7 protein-coding genes are annotated in these 11,861 nt (G+C 69.2%); 6 read left to right on the forward strand and 1 reads right to left on the reverse strand.

Annotation, left to right across the window (positions count from 1 at the left end):
- Positions 1 to 37: 37 nt before the first annotated feature.
- Positions 38 to 1,921: a peptidyl-prolyl cis-trans isomerase gene (locus VFE28_14280; protein ID HZM17165.1), complete on the reverse strand. Its 1,884-nt coding sequence runs from the start codon at positions 1,919 to 1,921 to the stop codon at positions 38 to 40.
- 208 nt (positions 1,922 to 2,129) lie between these two features.
- On the opposite strand from VFE28_14280, the gene VFE28_14285 reads away from it, so the two are divergent.
- The 6 genes from VFE28_14285 to VFE28_14310 form a co-directional block, all read left to right on the forward strand.
- Positions 2,130 to 4,382 carry a M23 family metallopeptidase gene (locus tag VFE28_14285; GenBank protein HZM17166.1) on the forward strand — a complete coding sequence of 751 codons (2,253 nt, stop codon included), beginning with the start codon at positions 2,130 to 2,132 and terminating at the stop codon, positions 4,380 to 4,382.
- A 62-nt stretch (positions 4,383 to 4,444) separates the two neighbouring features.
- Positions 4,445 to 7,978: a DNA polymerase III subunit alpha gene (dnaE, locus tag VFE28_14290; GenBank protein HZM17167.1), complete on the forward strand. Its 3,534-nt coding sequence runs from the start codon at positions 4,445 to 4,447 to the stop codon at positions 7,976 to 7,978.
- A 49-nt stretch (positions 7,979 to 8,027) separates the two neighbouring features.
- Positions 8,028 to 8,765 carry a hypothetical protein gene (locus tag VFE28_14295; GenBank protein HZM17168.1) on the forward strand — a complete coding sequence of 246 codons (738 nt, stop codon included), beginning with the start codon at positions 8,028 to 8,030 and terminating at the stop codon, positions 8,763 to 8,765.
- Positions 8,766 to 8,829: 64 nt separating this feature from the next.
- The gene (locus VFE28_14300) at positions 8,830 to 9,801 is read left to right on the forward strand and encodes an acetyl-CoA carboxylase carboxyltransferase subunit alpha (protein HZM17169.1); all 972 of its coding nucleotides are present in this window, start codon (positions 8,830 to 8,832) and stop codon (positions 9,799 to 9,801) included.
- 71 nt (positions 9,802 to 9,872) lie between these two features.
- Entirely contained in the window at positions 9,873 to 10,079 is a 207-nt protein-coding gene (locus tag VFE28_14305; protein ID HZM17170.1) for a Trm112 family protein, read from the forward strand.
- Positions 10,080 to 10,108: 29 nt separating this feature from the next.
- Positions 10,109 to 11,861: hypothetical protein (locus VFE28_14310; GenBank protein ID HZM17171.1), on the forward strand; the 1,753-nt coding region annotated here is incomplete at its 3' end.

The raw sequence follows: 11,861 nt of genomic DNA on the forward strand, positions 1-11,861 counted from the left end.
GGACGCGTCGATGGTCGTGGTGCTCGTGGGGCGCGCTCTACACCCGCGGGCCGCGGCGGTCCTGGATTTTCGCCGCCTTCTGCAGGTTCTCCACCCAGCTCTGCAGGAGCATGCTGACCTGCCGGTCGAACAGGGTGCGAAAGTGCATCTCCCGCGCCCCCTGGTACTTGGCCTCGTCGAACGGATCCCGCCGCAGGAGCTGGACGATGAAAGCTCCCGTCGTCGTTTCCACCACGCCGCTCGTTTTCCCCGGCTCGAGGGCAGTGGCGACGGCGGTGAACTCGTTGGCCCCGCCCACGTCGGGAACGCTCTCGTAGAAAGTGAAGGGTTCCGGTGTCTTCACTTCGAGGCCGTGGTTGCGAGCCGCCTCGTCCAGCGTCCGTCCTGCGGCCATCTCCTGGGTCACCGCCGTCAGGATGGCGCGGACGGCGTCCTTGCGCTTCTGCTCCAGGAAACCGCTCTGCACCCGCGGGCGCACGGTCTCGAAGTCCTCGAGCCCCGGCGGATCCTTCCCCAGCACCCGGAGAACCAGAATCGCCTCGTCGTTGCCGAAGGGGCCGCCCACGTCGTTGGGTGAGGCCGCGAACGCCCAGTCGTGCAGGCGCTGCGAGAAGCCGAAGCCGGAGATGAAGGTGCTCGCCGTGATGGGCTCCAGCTTCTCCGGCGTGAGGCCGTACTTCTGCGCCGTGCCGGCGAAATCCTTCCGGGCCGCGTCGGCGAGCTGGAAGGCGAAGGTCCGCAGGCTGTCCTCGGTGGTAGCGCTCGCTTTGAGTTGCAAGAAGAGCTGACGCAAGTAGAGCTCGTGCTGTCCGTCCGCGGCGGTGCGGGAGCTGTCCACTTGCACGATGTAGAGGCCACGTTCCGCCAGCAGCGGTGCCGTGCGCCCGCCGACGGGCAACTCCCACACCGCCTCGTCCACCACCGCCGGGAGGAAGCCGCGTCGCACCCAGCCCATGGAACCACCCTGGCTGGCGCTCGGGTCCTCCGAGTAGATCCCGGCGAGGGCGGCGAAATCCGTGGTCACGCCGCGGTGGAGTTCGTCGAGGATCTTGGCGGCGTCGCGCCGCAGTTCGTCCTGATCCTCGGCGCTCGCCTTCTTCGCCACCCGGAGCGCCTCGACGCGGACCTGCTCCCCCTGCGAGAAGAGCTCGGGGTGTTCCTGGTGGAAGCGCCGCAGCTCCTCGTCGCTGGGCGTGGCGGTGTCCTGCGGGATGTCGCTCCAGCGCTTGCCGATGTAGCGCACCGTGGAACGCAGGGTGCGGCGCACGAACTCCTCGCGCACTTCGACTTCGCTCACCGTGACGCCGGCGGCGACCATCTGCTGGAGCTTGAGCGTCGGCAGCAGATCGCGCACGTACGCCTCGGCGGCGCGCCAGTCGGTGTTCGGATCGTCCAGGGCGTGGCGGAAGGCTTGGGCGTCGAAGTTGCCCTGTTCATCGGTGAAGCTCTGGCGCACGAAGGGGGGCGGGTTGTTCTCCAGGTAGGCAACGATCTCGTTGTCGTCCGCGCGCAGGCCCAGCCGCTGCGCCTCCTGGCGCACCAGGACCTCGGTCACCAGGCCCTGGTAGGCCTGGCTCTCCAAGCGCTCGTAGTCGGCACTGCTGAGATCGTCGCGGCTCGAACGGGCGCGCTCGCCCTCCGCGAGCTGGGTCACGCGGTTGTTGTAGGTCTCGTAGGGGACCTTGACGCCGTTCACCACCGCCGCCAGGTTGCCCTGCGTCTGGCCGCCCCCGCCGCTGCCGACATTGAGGCCTTGCCCGAGGAAGAGGAAGCCGATGACGAAGACGCCGGCCATCACCCACATGACCGTCTTCATCGTGCGCTGCGAGCGCAGTTGCTTGAGCATGGTGCGCACTCCTGGGTCGTGGGCGCCGCCGCGCGGACGGAGCGACGGTGCGGCGAGGCTCGGCACGGGCTGCACGCGGTCTCGCCGCGCGAGGGCCGGCGTCACTCGAACGGCCGAAATTAGCACAGGGGGGAGCCTGGGGCAAGCGGAGGAGCGGCGGCAGCGGCGGCGCTTGACGCTCGCGCGCAGTGGATGGTATTCCCCGCACGGCGCGCGCCGTCTGGCGCGCTCTACCTTTTCGTGTCTTCCAGGGACGAGCGCTCACTGGGGTCGAGGTGCGGGGATGGGTGCTCTCGCAGCATTCGTGGGTGTGGGGTTGCTCGCCGCGCTGGCAGCGCCGGCGGACTACGACTGGCCTCTCGACGCCCCGCGGACGTTGACCAGCAGCTTCGGCGAGCCACGGCGCACCCACATCCACGCCGGCATCGATCTCGGCACCGGGGGCAGGACCGGCATCGCCTGCCGCGCCGTCGGCGACGGCTGGGTGGCGCGCCTGCGCATGTCCCCCTTCGGTTTCGGCAAGGCTCTCTACGTGCAGCTCGACGACGGCCCGCTGGTGGTGTACGCGCACCTGGATGGTTTCGCCGCCCCTATGGCCGAACGGGCCTGGCGCGAACAGGTGCAGCGCGGCCGCTACACCTTCGATGTGCAGCTTCCGGCGCAAGAGATCCGGGTGCAGCGCGGCCAGATCGTGGCCTGGAGCGGCGACACCGGCGTCGGCTACCCGCACCTGCACTTCGAGGTGCGCGATGGCGACGTGGCCACCAACCCGCAGAACCGCGGCTTCGCTGTCGACGACGCCGTGCTGCCCACCCTGCAAGCGGTGGAGATCCTGCCTCTCGATGCCCAGGCACACGTGGAAGGCGGGAGCGAACCCGTGGTTCTGGAGGCGCCGCCGGTCCGGCCGCTGCGCGCCGCCGGGCGCTTGGGCTTCGCTGTGCGCGCCTTCGATCGCGCCGCGCCGGGGCACCAGCAAGTGCCTTATCGCTACGAGGTGCGCGTCGACGGGCGGCCGCTGTTTCGTGCCGTGCACGAGCGCTTCGATTACGCCGACAACCATCAGATCGTTCTGGATTACGACCAGGAGGAGCTGTGGCGGCACGACCGCCGCTACTTCCTCCTCTTCGCCCGTGCTTCGAGCCGGCTGCCCGGGCGCGAGGCCGCCGCCGCGGCCGGGCGAGGGCAGGTGATCGCCGGGATCCCCGAGGCCGCCGGTCTCGACGATCCCTCGCTGCTGGCGCCGGGAGCTCACGAGGTGGAGGTGGAGGTGGCGGACGTCGCCGGGCAGTCGCGCCAGATGCGCTTTTCCTTTCTCGCCAGCAGCGTGCCGCAGCTCGAGCCGCTGCAGGTGCAGGTGGTCGGGGACTCGGTGCAGCTCGGAGTGACGGCGAGCGACGCCGACGGCGACAGTCTCGAGCTCCGCCTGCAGCAGTCGCGCGACCCCCAAAGCGGTTGGACCACGCTGCCATGGCGCGCCGGAGAAAGGCGCCACACCTGGCGCGCGGCGATCGCCTGGGATGGCAAGAGTCCCCTCGTCTTTCGGGCCCGGGTCACCGATCCTTCCGGGCTGCAGGCTCTCGCCACCGGCGCGCCGGCGCGCCCGGAGCGACAAGGCAAGTTCGCCCTGCGGGTCACGAACCAGTGGCGCTACGGCCTCCTCGAGATCGGCATCGAGCCCGAAGCGATCTTGAGCGCGCCGCCGCGCCTGGCGCTCCTGGCGAACAACGGCAAGCGCCGCGAGGTGGGACCGCTGCGGCAGACGGGCGACAAGCGCTATGCCTGGTCCGCCGCGGTGGAGGATCTGGAGGATTTCGACGGCCTCGCGGTGGAAGCCACCGCGAGCGACGGCCGCCGTGCGATACTGCAGGAGGAATTGCAGGCGCGCATCCTGCGCCGCGGTCGGGCCCGCCGTATCGACCTGCATCCGTCGCTACGCTTCGAGTTCGAGCGGCAGACGCTGCTGGAAACGATCGCGCTGCGGCTACGCGACACCGATCCCGCTGCCTTGGGGCTGGGGCCGGAGCTGCGCCCGGCGGGACCTTGCGTGGTGGCAGAACCGCGCACCGCGGCGCTGGATGCGCCGGTCCGCGTCCATGTCGTCCCGGCGGCGACGCCGGCAGCCGCAGGTGCCCAAGGCGGCATCGGGCTTTTCGTCTGGGAGCGCGGGCAGCTCACTTTCCTGGCGGCGCCGAACGAGGCTGGGGAGCTGGTAGGGGAGAGCAGTGCTCTCGGCATCTTCGCCGTGCTGCGCGACTCGACGCCTCCGGTGCTGCGGGATTTCCGCTGCCTGCCACGGCGGGGCGCGCCGCCGCAGTTGCAGTGCTTCGTCGCCGACGCCGGCAGCGACCTCGGTGATGGCGACCTGCAAGCGCACATCGATGGCGTGGTGGCGATCCCGGAGTGGGACCCAGAGAGCGGCCGCGTGCGCCTCCACCCGACGCGACCGCTCGCTGCCGGTGCCCATCGGCTGGTGATGCGCGCCGAGGATCGCGTCGGCAATCAGAGCGAGCGCAGCTGGGAGTTCACCCTCCCTTGAGGGGAGCGCTGCCGGAGGAGCGCGGGAGCCCCCGGGAGACAGAGAAGGCGCGAGAAAAAAAGATGCCGGGCTTCGTCCACCTGCACACGCATTCGGATTTCAGTCTCCTCGATGGGGCGCAGCGCCTCCCGGCCCTGGTGCGCCGGGCGCGAGAGCTCGAGATGCCGGCGCTGGCCCTCACCGATCACGGCAATCTCTTCGGCGCCATCGAGTTCTACAAGACGGCGCGGGCCGCAGGCATCCGCCCCATCCTGGGCTGTGAGGCTTACGTCGCCTACGGCTCGCGGCGGGAGAAGCCGCGCCAGTGGGCCGACTACTACCATCTGGTGCTCCTGGCGCGGAACGACAAGGGTTACCGCAATCTCCTCAAGCTCACCTCCGAGGGTTTCCTCACCGGTTTCCATTTCCGGCCGCGCATCGACCGAGAGTTGCTCGCGGCGCACGGCGATGGACTCCTCGCGCTCTCCGGTTGTCTCAAGGGCGAGGTGCCCCAGCTCCTCTTGGCCGACCGCTTCGACGCCGCGGTTCGCTGCGTCCAAGAACATCAGGAGATCTTCGGCCGCGAACATTATTACCTGGAGCTGCAGCAGCACGGCATCCCGGCGGAGGCGAAAGTAGGAGCCCGGCTGCCGGAGCTGGCCGCGGCCACGGGCGCGCCGATCCTGATCACCAACGACAGCCACTATCTGCAACGGGGGCACGCCGAGGCGCACGACGTGCTGCTCTGCATCCAGACCGGGAAGGATCGGGAAGATCCGCAACGCTTCCGCTTCCAGAGTCAGGAGCTCTATTTCAAGAGTGCCAACGAGATGCTGCAGCTGGTGCCGGAGCACCCGGAGTACCTGGAGAACACTCTCGCGGCGGCGGACGCCTGCCATCTGGAGCTGGAGCTCGGCCGCTTCCTCCTGCCCCATTTCCCCATTCCCCCGGGGTTCGCGAGCCCGGAAGCCTACCTGGAAGCGGAGTCGCGGCGGGGTTTCCAGGGGCGCTACCCAGAGGGAGGCGACGCACTCGAGGCGCGCCTGCGCTACGAGCTCGACGTCATCGCCCGCATGGGCTTCGCCGGTTACTTCCTCATCGTGGCCGATTTCATCCGCGCCGCCCGCGAGCGCGGTATCGCCGTCGGCCCGGGACGCGGCTCCGCCGCCGGCAGCCTGGTGTGCTACTGCCTCGGCATCACCGACGTGGATCCGATCCAGCACGGCCTGCTTTTCGAGCGCTTCCTCAATCCCGAGCGCATCTCCATGCCGGACATCGACATCGATTTCGACGAGCGCCGCGGCGAGGTGATCGAGTACGTCAAGCAGAAGTACGGCCGCGACAACGTCTGCCAGATCATCACCTTCGGTACCATGGCGGCGCGGGCCGTGGTACGCGATGTGGGCCGCGTGCTGCGCCTCTCCTACGCCGAGACCGACCGCCTGGCCAAGATGATCCCCACCCTGCCGGGGATGACCCTCGGCAAGGCGCTGGACACGGTCACCGAGTTTGGGGAGATGCGGAACCCCGTGCACCCGCAGCACGAGCTGCTGCAGATCGCCGAGATCCTCGAAGGTCTGGTGCGCCACGCCTCCATCCATGCCGCCGGCATCGTCATCACGCCGACGGAGCTGGTGCACCACGTGCCGCTCTACCGCTCGCAGAAGGACGAGGTCACCACCCAATACGGCATGACCGCCCTGGAAGACGTGGGGCTGCTGAAGATCGACTTCCTGGGGCTCCGCACTCTCACGGTGCTGGAGATGGCGGTGCAGCGGGTGCGCGAGACCCACGGCATCGACATCGACTGGCGGCGCATTCCCCTGGACGATCCGGGCACCTATGCGCTGCTGCGCCAGGCGGACACCGTCGGCGTCTTCCAGCTGGAATCGGCGGGCATGCGGGACCTGCTGCGCAAGATCGCTCCGGACCGCTTCGAGGACATCGCCGCCATCAACGCGCTCTTCCGCCCGGGGCCGCTGAAGAGCGGCATGGTGCAGGACTTCATCGAGCGCAAGCACGGCCGGCGGCCGCTCGAGTCGTTGCATCCCAAGCTGGTGGAGATCCTGCGGGAGACGTACGGGGTCATCCTCTACCAGGAGCAAGTGATGCGCATCGCCAGCGAGCTCGCTGGCTTCAGCCTGGGCGAGGCGGACCTGCTGCGCAAGGCGATGGGGAAGAAGAAGCGCGACGTCATGGAGGCGCAGCGCTCCCGCTTCGTGCAAGGAGCGGTGCGCGGCGAAGTCGACCGCGTGTTGGCCGAGAGCATCTGGGAGCAGATCGAGCATTTCGCCGGCTACGGCTTCAACAAGTCGCACTCCGTGGCCTACGCCGTGATCTCGGTGCAGACGGCGTACATGAAAGCGCACTACCCGGCGGAATACCTGGCGGCGTCGCTGAGCTCGGAGATGAGCGACACCGCCCGCATCGTCGTGCTCATCGAGGACTGCCGGCGGCGCGGCGTCCCCCTGCTGCCGCCGGACGTGAACACTTGCTACGTCGATTTCCGCGTCCGCGACGGCGCCATCCTGCCGGGCCTCGGGGCAGTGAAGAACGTCGGTTCCGGCGCCATCGAGGCCATCGTGCAGGCCCGCGACGAGGGCGGACCTTTCCGCTCCCTCTTCGACTTCTGCGCCCGCGTCGAGGCGCGCTCCTGGAACCGGCGCATGCTGGAGAGCTTGGTGGCCGCCGGCGCCATGGATTCACTGCCGGGCAATCGGGCCCAGAAGCTGGCGGGCCTCGACTTGGCGGTGGAGCGCGGGCAACGCCTGCAAGGGGATCGCGCCCGCGGCCAGGCCTCGCTCTTCGGCGAGGATGCGGGCAGCAACGCCGCCGACATGGAGCCGCCGCTGCCGCCGTCTCCCGACTGGGACGAGGGCACCCGCCTCGCCCAGGAGAAGCAGGTGCTGGGTTTCTATCTGAGCGGCCACCCGCTGCAGGGACAGAAGCACCTGCTCCGCTCGCTGGCGCCGTGCACGACGCTGGAGCTCCAGGAGGCGGAGGAGAATGCCTTCACCGCCCTCGCGGGCACCGTGGTGTCGAGCCGCGTCATCGCCGACAAGAAGGGCAAGCCCATGGCCTTCGTGAAGCTGGAAGACTTCGTCGGCACCGCGGAGCTCCTGGTCTTCTCCAGCGTCTACGAGCGCTACGGGACGCGACTTGCCAACGACGCCGTGGTCGTCGTCTGCGGGCGGGTGAACGTCCGCGAGGAGCAGGAGACCAAGCTTCTCTGCGAGCACGTCTTCGGTCTGGAAGAGGCGATCCAGCGTCTGGGTCGGGGTGTCGATCTCGCCGTCGACCTGACGCGGCTCGATCGGCAGGCGTTGGATCGCCTGCGCGAGCTGCTCGGAGCCCATCCCGGCGAGTGCGAGGTGCGCCTGCGGCTGCACGGCGGCGAGCAAGACCTGGCGCTGCGGGCGCGCAACGTGAAGGTGGCGCCCTCGCGGCCCCTCCTCGACGCCCTCGGCCAGCTGCTCGGAGCGGAGAACGTGCGCCTGCGCTGCGACCTCAGCGCGGTACAGGGTCTGGTAAACGGTGGCGTCCCGGGCCGTGGACCTGCGCGCGGGCCAAGACCCAACGCGGGTGCAGCCGCCGTTGACAGTCGCCCCCCCTGGTGATAGCGCTTGCACGGTAAGCGGCTGCGGTGCCGGTGCAGGGGAGGGGTGGATGGGCGGCAAGCGTTTCCCGGCGCTCGCCTGGGCGTTTCTCGCCAGCCTTGGCAGCCTCGCGCCTGCACTGCAAGCCGACACCCGCGCCATCGACACCCCGACGGCGGAAGCCTTGGGCCACGCGTACGCCCGCTGGGAGATCGGCGCCGGCCCGTCGGGAAGCGTCCTCTCCTACTTCACCGTCGGCATCTTCGAGCGCCTGCACTTCGGTCTTTCCTACGGGATGCAGGAAGTGCTGGGCGAAGGTCCCATCGACGCCAATCCGATTCCCGGCATCCAGGCGCAGCTCCTCCTCCTCGACACGCAAGGCGTGCCCTCCCTGGCGTTCGGCTTCGATTCCCAGGGGCATGGCTCGTGGTTGGAGGAAGCGGACCGCTACGAGTACAAGTCCCTCGGCCTGTACGGCGTCGGCAGCCTGCACTTGGCGGCGCAGGAGTGGCCCCTCCTCACCGCCCTTTCCGGCGGCCTCAACTACTCGTTCGAGGGCTCCCGCTCCATCGATTTCTTCGCCAACGTGGTGGAGAGCATCGGCAGCCACTTCGGCCTCCTCGGGGAATACGACTTCGGCCTCGACGACCCGGACGACGCCAACCGTGGCTTCCTGCACGCCGGGGTGCAATGGAGCTTCAACGGGGGCAGCCACGTGCGCTTCCTCCTCCGGGATCTCCTGGGCAACGCCGACGAGGACGGCAAGGTGGGCCGGGAGCTCAACTTCTTCTACCTTTTCCATCTCTGAGCCGGGCATTACACTGACCGGCGGTGCACTGCCGGGTGGTCCGGCGGGCCCCGCTGGACGAGGTATGCAACGCGATATCCTGGAATTCGAACGTCCCGTCGTCGAGCTGGAGACGAAGATCCACGAGCTGCGCGAGCTGGCCAGCACCAAGGGCATGGACGTGACGCGCGAGCTCGAGTCCCTGGAGAAGCAGGCCGATCGGCTGCTGAGCGAGGTCTACTCCAACCTCAGCGCCTGGCAGCGCGTGCAGCTCGCCCGGCACCCGCGCCGGCCCTACACCCTGGATTACATCCGCCTCGTGTGCGCCGAGTTCACCGAGCTGCACGGGGACCGACAATTCGGTGACGACCGCGCCATCGTCGGCGGCATGGCGCTCCTCTGCGGCCGGCAGGTCATGGTGCTCGGCCATCAGAAGGGCCGGGACACCAAAGAGAACTTGCTGCGCAACTTCGGCATGCCCCATCCGGAGGGCTATCGCAAGGCGCTGCGCTTCATGCAGCTGGCCGGGAAGTTCTCGCGCCCCATCGTCACCTTCGTGGACACGCCGGGGGCCTATCCCGGTGTGGACGCGGAGAAGCGCGGTCAGTTCGAAGCGATCGCGCGCAACCTGCGCGAAATGGTGCGCATCCCCGTCCCCATCGTCGTGGTGATCATCGGCGAAGGCGGCAGCGGCGGGGCCTTGGCCCTGGCGGTGGGAGATCGCATCCTCATGCTGGAGAACTCGATCTACTCGGTGATCTCCCCCGAAGGCTGCGCCGCCATCCTCTGGGGCGACCGGGCGCAGGCGCCGCGGGCGGCGGAAGCGTTGCGGCTCACGGCGCGGGACCTGGAAAAGCAGCAGCTCGTGGACCGCGTCGTCGAAGAGCCCAAGGGGGGCGCGCATCGCGACCCGGAAGCGATGGGGGTGATCCTCGAGCGGACGATCGGGGAAGAGCTGGAACGTCTGGAGGGCGTGCCGACAGAAACCCTCCTGGAGACTCGCTTCGAGAAATACATGCACATGGGGGTCTTCTCGGACGCGGAGACACCCCTGTAGCCCTCGCCGGGTGGCACGGGCGTTGCGCCGCCCGACGCCGGGACGAGTTGCTTCCGCGGCGCGGAGGTGCCATGATCGTGCGCGAGTTCCGCGAGGTCCTTGCCTGCCCGCAATGCAAGGGCCCCTTGGCCGAGGACGGGGAGGGGAAGTCGGTACGCTGCCCGCGCTGCCGGCTCCTGTACCCGATCCGGGACGGCTTCCCGATTCTCCTCGTGGACGAAGCCGCACCAGAGAGCCCGCCGCTCGTCGGCCGTAGGTCTCTCCCGCCGAACCCTTGAGGCCCTGCTCCTCCAAGGAGGAGTCTTCGATGCCGCACCCGGGGCAACGCCCCGTCGTCCCCCGTCGCCGCGCCGTCGCTCTCGCCGGCGCCTGCTTCTGCCTCGTCGCCTTCGCCTTCTTCGTCCAGGCTCGTGACCGTGCGCCCGCCGTGGAAGAGTGGCTCGAAGTCGTGAGCGACGACGATCAAGGCGTCGAGCTCGTGCTGCGCGCCCCGACGCCGGAGCGCCGCGAGCGCGAGCTCTACCTGCCGCACTTCGCCTGGGCGGGCACCCCGGGCTTGCCGATCCATTTCCAGCGCACCGTTCTCGTCGCCGTCCCCGGGCCGCGCGGGGCCAGCCTCGAGGTCCTCGGGGAAGAACGGGAGCGCTTCCCCGATGCGGTGGCGCCGCGCGTGTCTGCTGCTCCCGGCGAGAGCCCTTCGCAAGCAGAACCGCTCACCTGGAGCGGCAGCGAACCGGCGAGCGCCGTGCGCCTGATTCCGGGCGGCAAGCTCCGCGGCCGGGACCTGGTGACGATCGCCTTCACGCCGCTCCTCTTCGAATCCTCGGGCGGCGCCACCTTGGTGCGCAGCGCCCGTGTCCGCCTTCGCTTCGCCGAGCGGCCGCGCCTGCAGCAGGGTCCGCTCGCGGCGGAGCCCCTGCACCGCGCCTTCGTCAATGCCGCCACTGCCGGACGCTGGGAAACGCGCTTCGAGGTGCAGAAGAGCCGCGTCGGGACGGCGGCGCTCCCCGACCGCCGCTTGCGCCTGCGGGTGCCGCGCACCGGCCTCTACGTTCTGAATTACGACCGCTTGCGCCTGGCTCTCGGGGATACGGAACTGTCGAACCTCGATCCGAGGACGCTGCAGCTCTTCGTCGATACCTGGGCACCGATCCCGCTGCGCGCCGACTCGACGCCGGCGAGCTGGCAAGGCGATTACGCCCTGCAAGAGGTGCCGCTCTGGGTGCAAGGCGAGGGGGACGCCAGCTTCGACACGCAGGATACGGTCTCCTTCTATGCCCTCGGTCCGGAGGAGTACATGGATCTCACCGGGCTACGGGCCGACTCGCTGCTCCACGCCCAGAACCCTTACGACCGCTCGCAGTTCGCCTGGCTCGTCTGGGGCGCCGTGCCGCAGGGCTTGCGCGCCGCCACCGTCTCCTCTCCCGAACCGGGGACGCCGCCGGATCTGGTGCGCAGCGGCTGGACCCGGCAGCACTTCGAGGAGGATCTGCAGTTCGGGACCTGTGACGATCTCTGGTTCTGGGACGAAATCCGGGCCAACAACCCGATCTTCTATCCCTTCGAGCTCGATCTCGGCGGCGCCGCGACGCCGGACGCGCAGCTGCGTGTGGGCGTCAGCGCCAAGGAATTCGATTCCGGCCGGCACGCCGTGGACGTGCGTCTGAACAGCATCGATGTCGGCGACATCCGCTGGTCCCAGCTGTTCAGCCGACCGCCGAACAGCTACACCACCTTTGCAGTGCGGTTGGCGCCATCCAACAACTTGCGCCTCTCGCTGCTCGACTGGCTGCCTGGGATTGCCTCGGACAACACTCCCTTCGTCAAGTTCGACGTGATCTGGGACCGGCCGCTCGTGCTCCCGAGCCGCGGTCCCGAAGCAGGCAAGCTGCGCTGGAGCCGGCGGCCACTCTTCGCGCAGGAAAGCTACGAGCTCGCCGGCTTCGCCCAGGCGCCCTGGGTGGTGGACGTCACCAACCCGCTGGCGCCCGTGCGCCTCGTCGACGCGAGCCCAGGAGGAGCGCCCGGGGTCTGGCGTCTGCGCTATGGGCGCGGCAGCG

Source organism: Candidatus Krumholzibacteriia bacterium (assembly GCA_035649275.1).
Classification (GTDB): Bacteria; Krumholzibacteriota; Krumholzibacteriia.

Coding starts and splice junctions, on each gene's coding strand:
- dnaE (HZM17167.1), top strand. CDS start 4,445: ATGCCGGGCTTCGTCCACCTGCACACGCATTCGGATTTCAGTCTCCTC.
- VFE28_14285 (HZM17166.1), top strand. CDS start 2,130: ATGGGTGCTCTCGCAGCATTCGTGGGTGTGGGGTTGCTCGCCGCGCTG.
- VFE28_14305 (HZM17170.1), top strand. CDS start 9,873: ATGATCGTGCGCGAGTTCCGCGAGGTCCTTGCCTGCCCGCAATGCAAG.
- VFE28_14295 (HZM17168.1), top strand. CDS start 8,028: ATGGGCGGCAAGCGTTTCCCGGCGCTCGCCTGGGCGTTTCTCGCCAGC.
- VFE28_14300 (HZM17169.1), top strand. CDS start 8,830: ATGCAACGCGATATCCTGGAATTCGAACGTCCCGTCGTCGAGCTGGAG.